The 17818-nt window shown below is 42.8% G+C and carries 20 protein-coding genes and 1 pseudogene; 17 read left to right on the forward strand and 4 right to left on the reverse strand.

Annotated features, from left to right (window positions below):
• Positions 1-30: 30 nt before the first annotated feature.
• Together ACY1JZ_RS20400 and ACY1JZ_RS20405 are read right to left on the reverse strand one after the other, a co-directional pair.
• Complete coding sequence (locus ACY1JZ_RS20400) at positions 31-672, reverse strand: TIR domain-containing protein (protein WP_462630745.1); 642 nt, start codon at positions 670-672, stop codon at positions 31-33.
• 21 nt (positions 673-693) lie between these two features.
• Complete coding sequence (locus ACY1JZ_RS20405) at positions 694-2142, reverse strand: SIR2 family protein (RefSeq protein ID WP_462630746.1); 1449 nt, start codon at positions 2140-2142, stop codon at positions 694-696.
• A 448-nt stretch (positions 2143-2590) separates the two neighbouring features.
• On the opposite strand from ACY1JZ_RS20405, the gene ACY1JZ_RS20410 reads away from it, so the two are divergent.
• The 5 genes from ACY1JZ_RS20410 (at position 2591) to ACY1JZ_RS20430 (ending at position 5142) form a co-directional block, all read left to right on the forward strand.
• Positions 2591-2770, forward strand: coding sequence for a hypothetical protein (locus tag ACY1JZ_RS20410; RefSeq protein ID WP_059054051.1), 180 nt, complete (start codon positions 2591-2593; stop codon positions 2768-2770).
• 140 nt (positions 2771-2910) lie between these two features.
• The gene (locus tag ACY1JZ_RS20415) at positions 2911-3219 is read left to right on the forward strand and encodes a DUF6809 family protein (protein ID WP_462630747.1); all 309 of its coding nucleotides are present in this window, start codon (positions 2911-2913) and stop codon (positions 3217-3219) included.
• Positions 3194-3526 (forward strand): DUF6061 family protein, encoded by a 333-nt coding sequence (locus tag ACY1JZ_RS20420; protein WP_462630748.1) that lies wholly within the window; start codon positions 3194-3196, stop codon positions 3524-3526. The genes ACY1JZ_RS20415 and ACY1JZ_RS20420 overlap by 26 nt, the downstream gene beginning before the upstream one ends.
• A gap of 345 nt (positions 3527-3871) precedes the next feature.
• On the forward strand, positions 3872-4894 hold the full coding sequence (locus tag ACY1JZ_RS20425; protein WP_462630749.1) for a TIR domain-containing protein: 1023 nt from the start codon (positions 3872-3874) through the stop codon (positions 4892-4894).
• Positions 4891-5142: a hypothetical protein gene (locus ACY1JZ_RS20430; protein ID WP_462630750.1), complete on the forward strand. Its 252-nt coding sequence runs from the start codon at positions 4891-4893 to the stop codon at positions 5140-5142. The genes ACY1JZ_RS20425 and ACY1JZ_RS20430 overlap by 4 nt, the downstream gene beginning before the upstream one ends.
• A gap of 129 nt (positions 5143-5271) precedes the next feature.
• Here ACY1JZ_RS20430 and ACY1JZ_RS20435 read toward each other — a convergent pair whose 3' ends face one another.
• Positions 5272-6225, reverse strand: coding sequence for a DUF6076 domain-containing protein (locus ACY1JZ_RS20435; RefSeq protein WP_462630751.1), 954 nt, complete (start codon positions 6223-6225; stop codon positions 5272-5274).
• Between the two features lie 205 nt (positions 6226-6430).
• Here ACY1JZ_RS20435 and ACY1JZ_RS20440 point away from each other — a divergent pair, with 205 nt between their 5' ends.
• The 7 genes and pseudogenes from ACY1JZ_RS20440 to ACY1JZ_RS20470 all read left to right on the forward strand — a co-directional run.
• Positions 6431-6658, forward strand: a complete 228-nt coding sequence (locus ACY1JZ_RS20440) for a hypothetical protein (RefSeq protein WP_462630752.1) — start codon at positions 6431-6433, stop codon at positions 6656-6658.
• Between the two features lie 184 nt (positions 6659-6842).
• The gene (locus ACY1JZ_RS20445) at positions 6843-8462 is read left to right on the forward strand and encodes a recombinase family protein (protein ID WP_462630753.1); all 1620 of its coding nucleotides are present in this window, start codon (positions 6843-6845) and stop codon (positions 8460-8462) included.
• Between the two features lie 35 nt (positions 8463-8497).
• Positions 8498-9115, forward strand: a complete 618-nt coding sequence (locus ACY1JZ_RS20450) for a hypothetical protein (protein WP_462630754.1) — start codon at positions 8498-8500, stop codon at positions 9113-9115.
• Positions 9116-9255: 140 nt separating this feature from the next.
• Entirely contained in the window at positions 9256-9957 is a 702-nt protein-coding gene (locus ACY1JZ_RS20455; RefSeq protein ID WP_462630755.1) for a hypothetical protein, read from the forward strand.
• Positions 9958-10311: 354 nt separating this feature from the next.
• Positions 10312-10764 (forward strand): hypothetical protein, encoded by a 453-nt coding sequence (locus ACY1JZ_RS20460; RefSeq protein WP_462630756.1) that lies wholly within the window; start codon positions 10312-10314, stop codon positions 10762-10764.
• A 487-nt stretch (positions 10765-11251) separates the two neighbouring features.
• Complete coding sequence (locus ACY1JZ_RS20465) at positions 11252-11860, forward strand: hypothetical protein (RefSeq protein WP_462630757.1); 609 nt, start codon at positions 11252-11254, stop codon at positions 11858-11860.
• A gap of 708 nt (positions 11861-12568) precedes the next feature.
• Positions 12569-12730: pseudogene (locus ACY1JZ_RS20470) on the forward strand (transposase); the annotation flags it as partial.
• Between the two features lie 192 nt (positions 12731-12922).
• Here ACY1JZ_RS20470 and ACY1JZ_RS20475 read toward each other — a convergent pair.
• A complete protein-coding gene (locus tag ACY1JZ_RS20475; protein WP_462630758.1) occupies positions 12923-13654 on the reverse strand; it encodes a hypothetical protein in 732 nt (243 codons plus the stop codon).
• Positions 13655-13885: 231 nt separating this feature from the next.
• Between ACY1JZ_RS20475 and ACY1JZ_RS20480 the strand changes: the two genes are divergently transcribed.
• The 5 genes from ACY1JZ_RS20480 (at position 13886) to ACY1JZ_RS20500 (ending at position 17816) form a co-directional block, all read left to right on the forward strand.
• Positions 13886-15046, forward strand: coding sequence for a D-alanyl-D-alanine carboxypeptidase family protein (locus ACY1JZ_RS20480; RefSeq protein WP_442954893.1), 1161 nt, complete (start codon positions 13886-13888; stop codon positions 15044-15046).
• A 13-nt stretch (positions 15047-15059) separates the two neighbouring features.
• A complete protein-coding gene (locus tag ACY1JZ_RS20485) occupies positions 15060-15740 on the forward strand; it encodes a nucleoside recognition domain-containing protein (RefSeq protein ID WP_462630759.1) in 681 nt (226 codons plus the stop codon).
• Positions 15733-16266, forward strand: a complete 534-nt coding sequence (locus tag ACY1JZ_RS20490) for a spore maturation protein (protein ID WP_270171647.1) — start codon at positions 15733-15735, stop codon at positions 16264-16266. The genes ACY1JZ_RS20485 and ACY1JZ_RS20490 overlap by 8 nt, the downstream gene beginning before the upstream one ends.
• 207 nt (positions 16267-16473) lie before the next feature.
• Positions 16474-17217: a pseudouridine synthase gene (locus ACY1JZ_RS20495; RefSeq protein ID WP_270171646.1), complete on the forward strand. Its 744-nt coding sequence runs from the start codon at positions 16474-16476 to the stop codon at positions 17215-17217.
• A gap of 71 nt (positions 17218-17288) precedes the next feature.
• The gene (locus tag ACY1JZ_RS20500; RefSeq protein ID WP_462630760.1) at positions 17289-17816 is read left to right on the forward strand and encodes a redoxin domain-containing protein; all 528 of its coding nucleotides are present in this window, start codon (positions 17289-17291) and stop codon (positions 17814-17816) included.
• Positions 17817-17818: the final 2 nt, after the last annotated feature.

Genomic DNA, 17818 nt, shown 5'->3' on the forward strand with positions numbered 1-17818 from the left:
CCCAAGTTCATTTAGTACAAGTACAAATATTCACCAAGATGACCACCAACTCTTTTGTGATTGAGTCAGTTTGGTAATATTAAAATCATTTATTCTTTTACTCTTTTCGTATGCATTTTCAATATATTTGTCGGGTTTGGAAATAAAGTCATCTTCGGTAACCAAAGATATATACGACCCCGTCATTGAGTCCACAGACTTGCAATTTTGACAGAAGTATACTGGATTCTTTAAATTCATTCGATTTTTATTGATAATGTTGTATAGTTTGCTGTCATCGATATTTCTTGAAGTACATCCGTCTGCATTCACAGTTGAGTTGAGTATCCATTCATACCCACCCAAATAATCTTTTTGAATCACCCCTACAATACCATTGCTTCTTGAAGTCGACTCTTCACGTTTAACCTCTTTAAGAGAATATTCAATTTCCCAGTCAATCCAGTTGCTTTGTTTTAAATTTGGGGATATAACAACTATAGTAACGGATGTGTCAAAAATCATATTTTTAAGATGAGATTTAATAGTTTCTGTTTTTCTATCAGTCAAATTTGGAGAAGTACTTGTCTCACCTTGGTAATAGCGAGCATCATCTTTGAGCGCGGTGATTATTCTATCCCTTGTTTGTCTTGCTTCGCTAAATTTATAAGAAATGAAGGTTTTGCGAGCCATATAATTTCCTCCTTGTTAGGACTATTTATTTCGATTTGAGAGTTTATTGACGATCTTAATTACAGTTCTAATTAATACGTCGTCTGATTTGGTTTCATCGCCTAGTGAACTATATAATTCTTTTAAATCGGGATTAGAAACATAACGGTCAAATTCTCTCATAACGATCTCCCAAATTTCTTTGGCCGTGAAGCCCGTGGCGCCGATTGGAATAGGTACTGTACCGCGACTTAAACTTATTTCGAACTCTTCAATCATACCGCTAGCCTGAGTAACTTCTCCTGTGGAAGTGTCAATTTTGTTGCCAAATATGAAGATAGAAATTCCAACGTTTTGAATCATGTTATTTCGATGTTTAGTCCATAGCTCCTTCAAAGGTATTTGACCAGTAGTATTTTGTGGAAATGGTCGTGCTATTAACCGCTCTTCTACTCGTTGACTTCTTGTTTTGTAAATTTCCTCTAATGCCCCGGAGATTATACAACTTCCTACCCCCAGGCCAAAGCCAGTAACAATGTTATTATCGTTTTTAATAATAGCCTTGCTAAGATTACTAGCGAATTCTAAACACCGAGTTTCACCCCAATTACCATAGCTAGAAGCGCTGCCGGAAATAAATATATTTTTTCTCTTATATTGTCGTTCTAATTCCTCAAGTATCGTCGTAATGTCTGGATAATCATTTACCAATAACACTTTTATGCTATATCTTTTTAGATCATTAACTTTTAATTTCTGTTTGATCTCGGCGTATTGAAATTCGGTTTCTTCGTCAAAATCTTTTCGCTGAACCCTTTTCATAAAACAGTAGTGGGTTCGTTTGTTTTGCTCTAAAAGAATTCTTATCCGGCTAAGTATATATTCTAAATTCGGATCGTCGAAACTGAATCCAATAAACAGCATGGTTTTTGAAACTAAATCTCCTTGAAGAGCAGTAGTGAATAATTGCCTTTTATTGTTGTAATTTTCATAATCGTCTTTAGTTAAGACAGCATCATGAGGTAATGATATATCTCCATGCATTTTGTAAATTTTTGCATCGCAATTAGATTTGGTGATTGCCAAGTTTTCGATAGTGATTTTGCAGTCAATTCTTTTGCCTTCACTCTTTAGAGCCTCTTCAATGAGGGTATCATAGTTTGTTGTCCAATATGTATTTATAGGTAACCTTGATAATATTTTATGATTTTCAGTGAACTCTGCATCTTTCGTAAATTCATCAACCAGCGCCTGATTAATTTTGCCTCGATTTCCTCCGCTTTCATTAACGTGATACTGAGCTACTGCTATAAGATCACTTTCTTTGTCAATATTCAAGCTGATTTCCTCTGCTATCTCTCGGAGCAATTCTTTCCAGTCAACGAATCCAGCAGGCTTTGATAAACCTGCTCCTGCAAATACAGCAGCACTAGCTTCTTCAATAGCGATTTTATAGTTCTTTAAGAATTCAACAATATCTTTGTTTTTCAAAGTATACCCCCCTAGCATTATTAATGCTAAATTTCTTGTTCGTAGTATGCTGAACAATATTGTTAGAGTGCTACAGAAATTTATTCGCATGGAAAATTATCACAATTATATTATGCTATCTTTTCTGTGTTTTGAAAAGGGTAAAAGTATTACGATCTTTGATTGACGTGCACCATTTTAATAAAACGCAATCGAGTTAGTTAAACTGGATGAACTTTATATTACAAGCTTCATCGGTAATGAACATTGAAGGGGATTAGGGGCAACACCCCTAACAAGCGAATTTGGACATCCAAATTCAGTGCTTGCTGCAACACAAGACAGCAGTTTCATCCTCTACAATAAAATAACCTGCCGAAAGAAAAATATTTATCGGCAGGTTATTTACGTTGACTTTTTGTTGCTACATTAATATACTTATTGTGGACACGAAAAGCGGGGTGAAGCAATGTCGTCCAAAAAGATGGGGCGTCCACCGTCTGATAATCCTAAAAGTGAATTGATTCGAGTACGTGCCGATCAGGAGATTTTGAGCAAGTTGGATGCTTGCACCGAAAAGCTCCAAACGACCCGTTCCGATGTTATTCGCAAAGGGATTGAAAAGGTGTATGACGAGCTCCAAAAATAAAGAAGGAAGCAGCGAGCATCCCGACAAGAACACCGCTACTTCCTATCCCGCAACCGCTTGGATAAGCAGACTGCATAAATATCCTACCATGTGCAGGAATCTCATTCAAGCGATGCGATGATAATAATGGGAGGATGAACATGAAAACCATATTAGAAGCACTGTATCGTGGACAAATTAACCCCGACGAGGTTATCGTTCCATCTCAGCTTGAATACCGTTCTATAAGCAGACAAGTGTCAGCACAGACGGTGCAATGGCGTGAACGATTAGGTGAGGAAGTATTTCGTGAACTTGAGGAATATTTTGATCTGTGTGACAGTGCAAGCAGTATGCATGTGGAAGCTGCCTTTCTCCATGGATTCAGACTTGGAGCGAACCTGCTTATTGAGGTCATGAGCAGTCGGGAGGAGTTGATTCCAGATGCAGCTTCGAGCGTGCCATTATGATGATAATACCGACATACTAACCGTTATTGATACGGAGGGGGTTATTTACCACTATTTCTGCTATGAAATTGAAAATGCAATAGAAATGCATCCAGCGGCGCGTTCCTATTTGATATGGATGAAGGAAAATGAACCCTATACATTTGCAGAGCTTGTCATTCAAGGCAATGTAAAGCAATTTGCTAAGGAGTACAGTAGAGAGCATCTAAAGCAGCATAACGACTTGGAGGAACAACTCACGCTTCATTTTCAAGATAAGATTTATGCGCAGGCTATTGCCAGAGAAATGATGATGTACAGAGATTGAGTGAAATGTTGATTATCTGTTAAATATGAGAAGCGAATGTAGCAGTAAGTCTCAGTCCATTTCACTTCAAATTAATTCAATAATTTGGAAGATGGGGTGCTACTTATTCGCTTCTTTTTTTCTCGGCTGAGAGATGTTGAAAGCAACACGTTACAACTGTCTCGTGTTGTAGCAAGCACTGAATTTGGTCTCCCACATTCGCTTGTCAGGGGTTCGCCCCTGATACCCTTATCTATTTCAAGGATCAAGGAAATAATCCTATTAACTATTAATATAGTAACTTAGCTCAAGGGAATTATGGTATAATTTACAAGACATTAACTGTGTTTTGGGGGAGTTGTGGATGTGACAAAGCCAAATGTTTTTATAGGATCTTCACGAGAAGCGATGGATTTAGCCAATGCAATTCATTCACAAATCAGTTATCATGCTCAGGTGACTCCGTGGTATAGTGGTGCTTTTCAAGGCAATGAGTATACGATGGAGTCTCTGGAAAAGCAATTGGACAATAATGACTTTGGGGTATTCGTTTTTGCGCCAGATGATGTCGCATTTCATCGAGGCAAGTATGTGTTCATCACCCGAGACAATACAATATTTGAAATGGGATTATTTTGGGGAAGATTGCGACGACAACGTGTGTTTGCCATTGTCCCTCAACAAGTAAAGGAACGAGATGATCTCATAAAAGAAGAGATGGTTAGTGATTTTCATATTTTGACTGATCTTCAAGGTTTGACGTTACTTAAATATGAGAAGCGTACGGATGGGAATTACGAGTCGGCAGTTTCAGTGGCTTGTCAATCTCTGATAAAGAGAATTCAGCTTGAAGGCTATTATTTAGACCCTCGCGTTGAATTGAAGAAGCTGGAAGAGGAAAATGAACGTAAACGACGCATTTTACATTTCTTTTGGACGTACAACAAAAATGCTACAATTTCTGATGAAAAAGAGCGTTATAATGCCCTAAGTGAGGCAATCAGAACGTCGATTATTCCACCAGCGGAATGTATTGTTACAGGTGCGGCACTTTGGAAAATACAAGGAAACGATGGAATTGGACAAGTTGGAGGCAATGTTGGAAGAGGACGATTTTTTGCTTTTAGTGAAAACCAAGAAAGAACAGAGTCGGGACAACAACCTATATATGTTTTAGATGCTTATTTGAATTCAAAATGGTCTTTTTATAATCGGATTGAAGTTGAACGGGTATATATTTTATGCTATCCTTTAGGTAAAGAGCATGTTCTATCCATTCATTTTTCAGGTAGATATACACTGGATGATGCTCAGTTGAGTGCTATTGTTACAAATAATAATGAGCTTTTACGAACGATTAATCTTCTAGTAGGAGGGGATTCTGTATGAAGCATAGCAGACGTAATCGTCGACATGGAGTCGCTCCGGGTTATAAAATGTCAAAGTTGCTATCTCAATCAATACTTATTGACACTAAAGGCAAAGATCATGTCGATCAAGCATCAAAAGTGTCATTGGCTACTAAAAACGGCGGAGTTGGCGTTATCTACGTTGGTCCCTCAGTTGAAGGCGTAGATAAAGAATACGTGAAAGTTCTTACAGGAAACGTTGATTCAAGAAAGCCATCGTTTGTTTAAATTAAAAATGAATAAACATTTACTAAGGGCTCCCACTGATTTGCTGGGAGCCCTTTATGCTTTGCAACTACATTACCTAGAACACGATAATATCGCAAGGAACAGTTTAAGCAATGGTGGTCATATTTGCTACATATCCAGTTTCAACCACTCTAAAAAAGCTTCAACTGTAATCTCTCCACGCAGACAAGCATCTCGATTGAGCTTTGCAAGCTCAGCCCACTGATAGAAAATTTCCTCTGTCGTTTTTCCATAGCGAATCCAGGCAAAGCGCCGTTTGTATTCTCGTGTGTAAGCTTTAAGCGCGGGTGAATCAGCTTTTTTACGCTCCCATTGGTTCAGTGCGCCAATCTCCTTGCAGGTTTTTGTAGGAATAGCGAATGGACGTTCACAATACTCCGCATTTTTGTTACGACTCAGTGCAAAGTAGCGACCACAATTTTTGCATATCCGAAAGGGCAGTTCAAGGCGAAGACATTCGCGCACCAAAAAATCAGGTATGTCGAACAGGCTCTGAACCTCCAGCACCTCTGTAAACGTTCCTTCTTCTACTAGGGCATAGCGAAGCTGTAACGACCGAAAGGGAAAACGGGAGGAATTGTTGCTGTTAGCTGTATAGAACCTGCTTAGCTTATCTTGAATGGACTCATCAGCTACATCCACATCCAGCACATCATGCCAAAGCAAACGAAGCTGCTGCTGTGTTTGTTCAAGTTTTTTAGGAAGCTGCATCAGTTCATCAGTGGAAAGTAACTTTCCCGTATCCTCATACGCTTGTTGCCGCGCTTGCTTCAGTCTTTCTGTCCATGCCAAACGTAAATGAGCAAAATAGGGATGGTAGCTGTTCAGCAAAGCCAGCCCTTCCATAATAGGTTTTTCCAGCCTCTTTGTTTTCTCCGTTGCTAGTTGGTGTAGAGCAGTTTGTAGGCGCTCTATAATGTCCTGAATCAGCTTAACATCAAGCTCCATCAACTCCAATACGGTTTGTGACAATGGATAAAAGGTATGTTGAATATGACCAGCAGTGCCATGAAGGAAATGCTCCTGACCATCGGCAATATAGATTTGATAGGTATAACTCATGTCGCACCTCTTTTTTTAGACAATTGAATATTATTTAAAACGATTATATATTTATGTTGACAGGAGGTCAAGTGAAGTGTAGCATGATGATTATATAGACTATAATAATATTATATATTTAATTGTCTATATAATATTTTAGAAAGGAGCAGCCAAGTAGTTCCTGTTCTTTGGATAACTGAATAGCGTAGCGAGGAGGGCGTGCATGATTGATGAGCAAAAGCGGCTGTCGCTGTTTCCATCGTCTGTTCCTACTGGAGCAACCCAAAGAGAAATAAGGTTTAGCAATCATTCCGTAGAAGACTTGCAGCATCGCAAAATACAGCTTGGGAAAACGACATACATCGTGCAAAGCTGCTACATCGGCAAGGACACGCTCAGCGATAAAATCAGGCGGCTTGTTCTGAGAAAATGGGAAGACGAACAACATTAGGGACACATGAGCTTACTTTTTGGGAATCCACAAGATTCCCTGCTTTTTCAGTGGAGCTGTCCTTAATTTTCAAGGAGCAACGTCTGTAGTTCCTCGCTACGCTATTTTGTGGAAATAACAGGAATTTAGATTGGAAATCTATTATACTAAGATCAGCCGATTTGTTGCTGGGAAAGGATGGAGGATGAAGAAACAGCAGCGAACAAGAACCGCCATTTATTGTCGGCTTAGTCGGGACGATGAGCAGAGTGGCGAAAGCATGAGCATTGAAAATCAAAAGATTTTGCTCCAACGCTATGCCAAAGAGCATCGCTTTGAAGTAGCAGATATTTATGTGGATGATGGTTGGAGTGGTACGAACTTTGACCGTCCTGACTTTCAGCGAATGAAGCGAGATATTGAGAGTGGCAGCATAGATATTGTGCTGGTGAAGGACTTGAGTCGCTTGGGGCGGAATCAGATTGAAACGAGTCTGTGTATTCAGGTGTTTTTTCCTGAGTATCAGGTGCGCTTCATTGCGGTTAGTGAAAACATTGACACCGCCAAAGGCGAAGACGATTTTATGGAGCTGCGCAATCTGTTCAATGAATGGTTTGTCCGCGACACAAGTCGAAAGGTTAAGAGTGGCTACCGCCAGCGGGCATTAAACGGAGACTATACAGGTGCTTTTGCTCCCTATGGTTATTGTAAGGACGAGCAGGATAAGCATAAGCTGGTTCCAGACGAAAATACCGCGGCAGTTGTGCAACGTATTTTTCGATTAGCAGTGGAGGGTCATAGTCCCTACAAAATTGGCAGATTGTTAAGAGCAGACCATATTTTAACGCCACGCGCTTACCTAGCCGAACAGCATCAGCGATACTTGAAGGTCGTCAATACCAAGCATCCGTATGATTGGGGCGCAACAACCGTCAAGGTCATTCTTCAGAACAAGGTGCATCTGGGACATATGGTAAGCCATAAGACGACGAAGCCTTCTTTTAAGCGGAAAGAAACGGTCAACGTGCCAGAAGAGGAATGGATTGAGGTTCCGAATACACATGAGCCGCTCATTGACGAAGAAACCTTTGCTTTAGCGCAGAAGGTCATTCGTGTAAAGAAGCGCCCAACGAAGGAAGGCGAGCACCAGATTTTTGCGGGACTGCTGAAATGCTCGACTTGTGGACAAGGGTTATCCTTTGCTCGTGGTGGTAGCAGTAAAACGGCTGGTGGTAAAGGAGGACGTGGCAGCTTTGCTTGCAACCAGTCCAGAACGCGTGGCAAAGCCTATTGTAGCTTTCATTACATTAGCTACGTGGATATTTACGAGATTGTTTTGGCAGATATTCAGCGTCATGCCTGGATTGCTAGGGAGCAGGAAAGCGACTTTGTAGAGATGGTGGCAACCATGAGCCAGAGCCAGCAGAAGAAGCAATGGGGAACAGCAATGAAAGAGCGGGATAAGCTGGCTAGACGGGAAAGTGAGCTGCAAACGATTCAACGGAAGCTTTATGAAGACAATGCTTTAGGAAAAATCACAGACGAGCAATATGTGGCGTTTTCACGAGATTTTACAGTAGAACAAGGGCAATTGAAGGAGAAGCTCAAGCTGCTGGAGGAACAGCTTCAACAAGCCGAGAGCAAGCGAGAAAATACGACTCGATTTTTGGAACTGGTACGAGAGCACACCGATATGAAGGAATTAACGAAACCAATATTGAATGAACTAATTGATAAGGTCATTGTGTATGATGCTGAGAGGATAAACGGCAAGCGTGTACAGCACATTGATATTTATTACCGATTCGTCGGTCTAATTTCGTAAAGGTTCAATGTTAAGCTATAAAATGAGGTGTAGTTATGAGATTACTTAGATCACCACAGAGTATTGCGATTTCACTTGTTTTATTGGGGCTAGCTGTTGCAATGATTAATAATTTTGTTGGTGCAATTATATTTTTTTGTGGACTTCTTTACTCTTTTTATGTAGTCGCTAGAAATTTTGTGGGAAACCCCCTTCTTATTTCTATTTGGTTATTTTTCGGCCCATTATTCATTGCAACATTTGTTTGGGTCTTTCTGTTCGAATACTTTTCAGACTTCCTGTTAAATGTTGGCGATGGTAAATTTATATTTCTTTCAATTCCAATTATTTCAGTTGGGTTTGTGTATAGTTTCCGAAGGCTAGAAGGCTTTTTTGATAGACTTAAAATATCCTTGAAAATCAATAATATTATTGTGGTTTGCCTTACATTTGGATTTATTTGGTATGCATACTCTACTGAAGATTTTTCACAGATAATCCCTTCTGCTAATGAATTAGAGGAGTATAATATTGGCCCGCGAGAGTTTATTGCTTTGATGCTTCAAGTTATCACCTTTCCATATATTATTTCTAACCTATTATCGGATTTGATAATAGAAGTAACAAGTTATAGAAATAGAATTAGAAACAGAGGCAATAATAGTGAAGAATAATATATTTGGGAAAGTTACATTAATGTGCTTTGCACTCAGTGAATATAAAAAGTAAGAGTAAAATTGAAATAAGGGACATATTCTCTGCCTAATTTCGTAAACAACAGAGGTCATTACCTCGTTAAAAATAGATTACCCCGTTGAAGTATATTGATCCCACAGGGCATTTTATCGCGACAATTACAGGAGCAATACTTGGTGGTTTAATAGGAGGTATAACGGCAGCCTTTCAAGGAACAGATGTACTTTCTGGTGTTGCAGGAGGTGGGCTGAATGGTGCTGTAGTTGGAGGGGCAATTGATATTACTGTGGCTACTGGAGGAACTGCAACCACATTATTAGTAGCTACATTTGCTGCAGGTGCTGTTGGAGCAGCGTCTGGTGACTATGTAAATCAGGTAGGAAATAATCTTGCAAAAGGAAAAAGTTTTAATGATTCAGTCAAGGATGTAAGTATTGAAAGTATACTAATAAGTGCTGGAATTGGAGCTGCATCCGGTGCGCTTGGTGGAGCAACTTCGGTTGCTTTGGAAGCATTCGAGAGCGGTACCAAAAAACTTATTCATGAAATAACACTCAATGTTTTAAAAACTGGGGATAACCAAGTTGTTAAAAATGTATTATCTTCGGTTCATAAGGTTGCAGTCAGGTCAGCAAATACTTCAGTCACTGTCGAATACACTACTAGTATTATATATAATTCCTCTCAAAACACAATTACCTATATGGTTAATAATCAACTTGTGCAAAGTGTGAAACTCGATTTTCCGGTAGTTGCTAATATAAGTGATCATCATAAAAGATATTTTCAGATTCGGGAGCCAATAAATAACAAAGAGTAGACTGTGCTATTCCTCAAATTATTGTCCATAATTTGCTTCAGAGGCGATTAATACAGTATGCTGCAAGTAAGGGCTACGGCGTGCTTAAACCCGTGAATGGGTCAAACGATAACCATTATAAGTGAAACACTGCTGCTTATCAGGGGTCTCTGCACGCTTGGAGCCTTCTCCCGTTAAATGTTATTGTGCAACTATTCATAGTTCTCGAAACATATGATTCTAACGACAACATTACAATTACTTAGTTGAGTTATTGTGGCTGGCTATTCCCTGTCCGAATTTACGGGGTTGTACTAAAAGCTACTAACTGTAAATAGAAAATGTGAGGGGATTCCTATTAAGAGATTTTTATTTGTGAATAATAAAACAATTATTTCTTTTGGGTTATATTTAGTTTTAATATCTTTAATTCCTATATTGATATTATTTTTAATTGAAATAAGCATGGTTATAAAAATGATGATATCATTTTTGTGGTTATTTTTGTTGTCATTATATTATTATTTTACTATTTTAGATAAAAAAATATTTATAGGAAGTGAGGGTGTAGCATTTTGTTCACATAAAGTGAAAAAAATGCTGAGGTGGACAAATATTAAAGAAATCGGTGTTGTGGAGTATGCTCCTTTTCCAGTAGCCCATTCCGCTCGATTTATTTGTTTTTCGATAGACATAGGCAGTACTGGTAGAAGGATCTTGAAGTTCGAAGAAAAATATATTTATGTCAAATATCAAGAGGCTATAATTACAGAAATATTGAGGTATTGGGATAATGAAATAATAGGCCTAAATGATTCAGATAATTAAACTCACTTCTTGCGAATAAAGCAAAACTAGGTTCCGAAATGAAGATCACAGAAAGTCGGAGCACCATCCTTCAGTAGTTTTAGCAATGGCTTCACTCAAATAACCCAAGATAAGTTCTCAATTAAATTAATCCTATTAGGCTTGATACTAAAGGGGGGGCAGCGCCAATATACTATATGTCAGAAGAGAAGGCTTCATTCCACATGGGAGTGTAGGGAATGACGAACCCCTAACGTAGAAAAATCAAGACACCTTCAAGAATATGCTTCATGTCGTAAGATATGCAGGACAACTTGGGGTGTTTTGCATTGACAACCAGAGTGTCGGTAGAAAGAAAGTTGGAGCAGCTTGTGCAGAAGTATTGAAATTAGTGAGGATACGTATGAGGGGGAACTTGGGAATCCGTTAAGCCAAAACCTATACACTTACGTGCATAATAATCCGTTAATCTATATCGATCCAACAGGTAACTGGTGCGAGTCTGCTGATGGTTTATTGGTCACACTCTGGGGCGTGTAATAACTCTACATCAACATATAGCGATGACATGCTTCATGATGGCGATCTAATTAAAAATGGCAAGAATTTTGTCGGCCCATTACAGACCTATAGTTACCCTTTAGAATACAGATATGCACTTTGGAAAGCTGGGGATGTGGCGGCATTTGAGGGTGCGAGTAATTCAACTCGTCAACAACTGGCATATATGGCTAAAAGTGATTGGACATGGACGGATGCAGTGAAATGGTTCTCTGCTGGTGTTCTAACTGGAGCAGTATTATCATCTCCTGCATCAGGCATACTCGCAATGGAGGTCGCTACCACAGGCACGTTTACCTACAATGCAACGACATTGGCAGGTGGAACTGCTGCAATGTTGAAGATATTATCAGGTAGTAAAGCTCTTAGTAAAGTTCCAGCAATGAACAATCTTGCTCTCAAAGCACTTGAGGTCAATAGACCAATTACTGGAATAATAAGAAATGATGGTACTATAGAAGCACACGTTCAAAATGTTGGATATACAATTTCTCATCGTTCTCTGGGTTTGACTAAAGCAGATACTGGTTTCAATATGTCATTTTATAATGGATAATGGAGTGTTACTGGGTCTGGTTATGCTTCGAGTCAAGGTTGGAATATGCCAAGTGCAGCACAACAGGAGATGATCAAAACATTGTTTGGGGTGAAGTGAACTGTCACTAGTAGATAAAATCAGGCGTAAGTATGCTGTCTATTGCCCAGAATGTCAAGAGGAACTTAATTGGTATGCATCTGGCTCAGGTGAGACAACAATTTTTAAATGCGTAACATGCAACGATTACTACTCTCGATCCGATTCATCTTCAGATTTATTAAGAACAGATGTCGGACAGAAAATTCATGAACAGCTAAAACATATTGAGTTTCAAGAGTATTACAATGGAGGTCGCTCAAGCGAAGTATTCGGCTCTAAGTGGATGAAGCTTCTAAATCGACTTGCAAAGAAATAATAACTTGTGACCACATGCGAGTGTAAGAACTCCATGTGGTTTCTTTTTATATCCGTCGGATAATGCTGATAGTAGCATATGCGCGGCGACGCTATTAAGAGGAGCGGAACTCATTTGTGCTTAACTACATCTTTAGCGCCTCTCTTTCTTAATCGTTTCGTACACCTCGGTATTCAAGAGCACAGTTGTTCCACAATAGGTGCGTTGTAGGATAGGAACGCCTTCCTTATCGCTCCAGCGAAGCAATCGTGCCACTGGCGCTACTTCCGCCAGTGCTGACACGAGAGATACTTTTCAAACGAGCATTTTGCATAATTCATATTTTGATTCAGAGTCATAGGCAGGCGCGCCAGGCGGACTTACGACCGTATGCGAAACAATTGAGAAATTCTTCACCCCGAGGAGCGAACGGACACTGCCATCAAGGTATTCTTCGCGCCTTGCTTGCGGCTCCCCTAGAGAACATCAATACGTGATTACTGCAAAATGCTCATATCCTTTATGCAGTCAAGCACTGATTTGTGTGTAGAGCCTGGATCTTAACATGAAAAATCCCCTCCGGTTAACAGCGTAAAGCTCATAATAACATGAACTCTTTTTCACTGCCTGCCATGAGGGGATATTAGGTTAGAAATTCCGAATTGAGGCAACGATTCAATCCAAGCTTATTGAATCCACACTACAAAATCCATCTCATTGTTAACTGCACGCCAGGAGGAACCTGAGCCGACCTTTTTGGTAGAAAAAATACCCTTGTCAAAAATTTCGAATCCCGTAATTTCAATTCTTGGATATGCGTCTATCACAAGATATTTATTATATGGTACTGCTCTTGTTTCAGACCCAGTGATAGTTACAGATTTCGAAGAACCAATTGTATATCCCACTCCTGCACTTACAACCTCTGCACTTACTTCATAGTTAGCACTAAATTCAGCATAAACCGAATCTGTAGTATTGATTTCTACTCTTAAATTTTGACATCCGGAAGTAATAGAGCACATAATTCTGCCTCTAGCAATGCGATCTGGTGAAGTGCCCGTACTTGTACCTGTTTTCTGTACATATAGTCCTAAAAAAGGTGCTGCTGTAATATTCCTTTCTTTCAATTCTTGTACCTCTTGCCCGCTACTTTTGCCTTTTACACGCTTAATACGAACAAGTTGAGCATCTGGACTTGGCTTTTTAATCCCCATCTGTTCAATGAATGCATCAGGATCATAAGGATAAATTTCAATAGATCCATCTTTAAGTTCGACCACTTTGGCGACATCTGTTAGGGCTGGTTCAATCGTCGTCTTATTAGAAGACGGTGGTTCAGTAAATGCAGAACTTGATAAGGATAGAGAGAAGGTCATGGCTAGTACAAGCATCATCATTGAAAACTTTCGTTTCATATTCTACCTCCAAATTATAGTATAAGACCTTATGGCTTCTTCGGATTGTACCACCCAAAACATAAAAAGTAAACTATTTCCATTGATAAATTTACCTTATATGGTTACTGGTGGAGGCGGTATATCCCTTGTCCCGCTTACATATATATGTACGAGAAGCGCCTGTCCGGTTCGGGCTTGCCGGAGCAGCAGGCTACGACCCTACAGAGTCAAAGATATGGAAAGCGAGGAATGAACGTGACAGGCATCCGCTGCAATCGTCTACTGGTGTTACCGCTCCTATTCGGGCTGTTACTTGCCCTCTATCCTGCAGCGCCTAAGATGCAGGCGGCCGGAGCGCCTGCTGAACCGGTTACGCATGCCAAGGCAGCCGCGCTGATTGATGTCGAGTCTGGGAGAATACTCTATTCTCACAATGGCGATGACAAGATGCTGATCGCCAGCCTTACCAAAATAATGACGGCTATTGTCGCGATCGAACAGGGTGAGCTGTCGGACATGGTTAAGGTAAGCAAGAGGGCATTCGGTAAGGAGGGCTCCTCAATCTATCTCAAGCTGGGCGAGGAGATGAGTCTGCATAATATGCTATACGGCCTAATGCTGCGCTCTGGCAATGATGCGGCTACGGCAATCGCCGAGCATGTGGGTGGATCGGAGGAAGGCTTTGTTGTTCTGATGAATGAGAAAGCGCAATGGCTGGGTCTGGGGAATACACATTTTACGAATCCGCATGGGTTAGATCATCTGGAGCACTACTCCACGGCGAATGACCTGGCGAAGCTGACCGCCTATGCGCTGCGCAACCCGAAGTTTCGCGAGATCGTTAAGACACGCATGAAGCAGGTCAGTGACCGTGATTATTCGTGGCGCAACAAAAACAAGATGCTCTTCTTATATGAAGGCGCAGACGGAGTGAAGACGGGCTACACGAAGCAAGCATTCCGCACGCTCGTATCGTCAGCGACGCGAGGGGGACAGCAGCTTGCCGCTGTCACGCTCAATGATGGCAATGACTGGGCCGATCATGCCGCGATGCTGGATTGGGGCTTCGAGCATTATCCGTTGCGCAAGCTGGTAGGCAGCGGGCAACGCATACAAGGCTATCCGTTCGAGGTCGTCCGTACCTTCCGCTACCCGCTGACAGATGAGGAGTATAGCGCCATCCGAACGAAGCTGATCGTTCAGGCAGAGGGCAGTACCGAATATGAGCTTGGTGCTCGCGGGGGGCTGGAGCTTTTTTTGGGCGAGGACAAGATTGCCACGGTCGCAGTTCGTGATGCAGCGCTGCAGCACGCCCAGGAGGATGCGACGCCGAGCCTGGCACACACGTCGGGGCGGACACGCACATGGAGGCAATCGGTACAGCTAGTCATTCGTAGCCTATTCGGGTAGAGGAGGGGAGCGCATGGTCAATTGGATTTGGCTGCTGCTGATCGTGGTCAGCTTTGGATTTGCTGCAGCAACGGGCAACGTTGAAGCGGTCACGGAGGCAGCATTCGACGGGGCGAAGACCGGAGTGACGGTCAGCTTCGGCCTGATCAGCATTCTCGTGTTCTGGCTTGGGATGATGCGTATTGGCGAGGATGCGGGCCTGCTGGAGAAGCTGGCTCGCATGCTGGGGCCGCTGGTTCGCTATCTATTTCCAGATGTGCCGCGCAATCATCCGGCGATCGGGTACATCATGACGAATATGAGCGCGAATATACTCGGCCTGGGAAATGCCGCCACCCCGATGGGAATCAAGGCCATGCAGGAGCTGCAGAAGCTGAACCCGGACAAGGAGACAGCGACGCCGGCCATGTGCACACTGCTAGCGCTCAACACCTCCAGTATTACGCTGGTGCCGACCACACTGATTGCGATTCGTATGAATTTTGACTCTGCCCATCCGGCAGAGATTGTCGGCACGACCTTAGTCGCGACTGCGATCGCGACCGCTGCCGCCATCGCGGCGGATCGCTGGTATCGCAAGCGGACACCGCCCCCCTCGATCGGTTCAGCGGATATCCGCGGCAGCTCTCCGAAGCACGGAGCAGCCGAGCAGCAAGCCAGGCCAGTTGCGGAAGGGGTGAAGTCCGGTGTATGAGATCGTGTCGGTATTGTCCATATGGGCCATACCGATGATGATTGTGTTCATTCCGCTCTACGCTGCCTTTCGCAGGGTGCCTGTCTATGAGTCATTTGTGGAGGGAGCCAAAGGCGGGTTCGATACCGCCATTCAGATTATTCCTCATCTCGTCGGCATGATGGTTGCGATCAGCATGTTCCGGGCATCTGGGGCGATGGAGCTGATGACACAGGCGCTGCGGCCGTTGTTCGATATGATCGGCATTCCTAGCGAGGTATTGCCGCTTGGTGTGCTGCGGCCGTTGACGGGCGCCGGATCGCTTGCCTATACGACCGAGCTCATCAAGGTGCACGGGCCAGATTCAATGATCGGCCGTATCGCATCGACGATACAGGGGAGCACCGATACGACGTTGTACGTGCTGACCGTGTATTTTGGGGCAATCGGCATTCGCCGTTCCCGCTACGCGCTCAAGGTGGGCTTATTTTCGGACTTGGTGGGCTTCATAGCTGCGGTCTTCATTTGTCTGCTTGTATTTGCATAGAAGCATAGAAGCATAGAAGCGAAATATACGATTATATAGGTCATACATAGCGCCTCCCGATTAGGGGGCGCTATGCTGTTGTTTTCCGCGGCGCAGTGGCGCTGAGGGCATCCTCGTCGAAAAAAATCACATCGTGCGGGGTACTTTGTGATTGCCCGCTTGTGCTTTTAAGAACGAATAGGTATGATGGAGAATGAGGTGAAACAATTGGAACGTTTACAAAAAATTTTGGCACAAGCCGGTGTCGCATCGCGGCGCAAATGTGAGGAATTAATTTTATCGGGGGCAGTGCAGGTTAACGGAGAGACCGTTACAGAGCTGGGGACCAAGGCTGATCCGGCAGAGGATGTCATCAGCGTCAACGGCAAAATTGTACGGGGGGAGAACAAGCTGTACCTGATGTTCAACAAGCCCAAGGGCGTCATTACGAGCGCGAAGGACCCTGAGGGACGCAAGATAGTTGCTGATTTTCTTAAAGGAATCAAGGAGCGAGTCTATCCGGTCGGACGGCTGGATTATGATACAGAGGGGCTGCTGCTGCTGACCAATGATGGACAGTTTGCCAATATGCTGACCCACCCCAAGCATCATGTTCCCAAGACGTATCTGGCTACCGTCAAGGGGGTGCCGCATGGTCAGGAGCTGGACAAGCTTGCCAAGGGGATTCAGCTTGAGGATGGCATGACCGCACCCGCAGAGGTCGAGTACCAGGATGTGGACCCGGACAATAAGTTTGCGACCATTACGATTACGATTCATGAGGGGCGCAACCGCCAAGTAAGACGCATGTTCGAGGCGATCGGTCATCCGGTCATCCGGCTGAAGCGGATTCGCTTTGGTGAACTAGGTCTGCACAATCTGCAGCGTGGCAAGTTCCGCCAACTGACGCCCAAGGAAGTGAAGGATCTGCTGGATATCGCCTCCAAGTCACATAATATTCATAAAAAATGACCGCTCAAGTCACCTTATATCCGATATAATGTAACTTGTGAATTGTTTGCGACACAGGTGGGGGAATAGGTATGGGGACTGCCCGTAAAAAAGTGCAAGTTGTCATTCTGATTTTGGTTCTGCTGATTGGCGGGTTTGCCATTGGGCAAACCTTATTTAAGGAGAAATCGAAAGTGCCGGGAGTAGGAGATCAACCACCCGGTTTTTCATTGTTTGATCTGAAGGGCGAAGTACATAGCCTGGCGGATTACAAGGGCAAGCCGCTCGTTATTACGTTCTGGGGAACGTTCTGTCCACCATGCATTCGCGAGCTGCCTGAGTTTCAGAGGCAGTACGACAAGTGGAAGAGCGAAGGGCTGGAAGTGCTGGCGATTAATTTAAGTGAAGCGGACCTTCCTGTGCAAAATTATGTTCAGCGGCTGAACCTTAATTTTACGGTGCTGCGGGATGTGAATCGCAAGGTGGAGCGTATGTACGGCTTAAGGTCGTATCCTACTACCTTTTTCGTCAAGCCGGACGGTAACATAGCGGAGATCGTCGTGGCTGAGATGAGCGAGGAACAGATCCAGAAACGTGTGGAGAAGCTTTTTGAGCCCTAATA

The organism is Paenibacillus sp. J5 (assembly GCF_054955055.1).

Bases quoted from the DNA above. Each gene is read 5' to 3' on its own strand.
- ACY1JZ_RS20400 (WP_462630745.1), bottom strand. From the start codon at position 672: ATGGCTCGCAAAACCTTCATTTCTTATAAATTTAGCGAAGCAAGACAA.
- ACY1JZ_RS20410 (WP_059054051.1), top strand. From the start codon at position 2,591: ATGTCGTCCAAAAAGATGGGGCGTCCACCGTCTGATAATCCTAAAAGT.
- ACY1JZ_RS20415 (WP_462630747.1), top strand. From the start codon at position 2,911: ATGAAAACCATATTAGAAGCACTGTATCGTGGACAAATTAACCCCGAC.
- ACY1JZ_RS20420 (WP_462630748.1), top strand. From the start codon at position 3,194: ATGCAGCTTCGAGCGTGCCATTATGATGATAATACCGACATACTAACC.
- ACY1JZ_RS20430 (WP_462630750.1), top strand. From the start codon at position 4,891: ATGAAGCATAGCAGACGTAATCGTCGACATGGAGTCGCTCCGGGTTAT.
- ACY1JZ_RS20435 (WP_462630751.1), bottom strand. From the start codon at position 6,225: ATGAGTTATACCTATCAAATCTATATTGCCGATGGTCAGGAGCATTTC.
- ACY1JZ_RS20440 (WP_462630752.1), top strand. From the start codon at position 6,431: ATGATTGATGAGCAAAAGCGGCTGTCGCTGTTTCCATCGTCTGTTCCT.
- ACY1JZ_RS20445 (WP_462630753.1), top strand. From the start codon at position 6,843: ATGAAGAAACAGCAGCGAACAAGAACCGCCATTTATTGTCGGCTTAGT.
- ACY1JZ_RS20450 (WP_462630754.1), top strand. From the start codon at position 8,498: ATGAGATTACTTAGATCACCACAGAGTATTGCGATTTCACTTGTTTTA.
- ACY1JZ_RS20465 (WP_462630757.1), top strand. From the start codon at position 11,252: ATGGTTTATTGGTCACACTCTGGGGCGTGTAATAACTCTACATCAACA.
- ACY1JZ_RS20475 (WP_462630758.1), bottom strand. From the start codon at position 13,654: ATGAAACGAAAGTTTTCAATGATGATGCTTGTACTAGCCATGACCTTC.
- ACY1JZ_RS20480 (WP_442954893.1), top strand. From the start codon at position 13,886: ATGAACGTGACAGGCATCCGCTGCAATCGTCTACTGGTGTTACCGCTC.
- ACY1JZ_RS20485 (WP_462630759.1), top strand. From the start codon at position 15,060: ATGGTCAATTGGATTTGGCTGCTGCTGATCGTGGTCAGCTTTGGATTT.
- ACY1JZ_RS20500 (WP_462630760.1), top strand. From the start codon at position 17,289: ATGGGGACTGCCCGTAAAAAAGTGCAAGTTGTCATTCTGATTTTGGTT.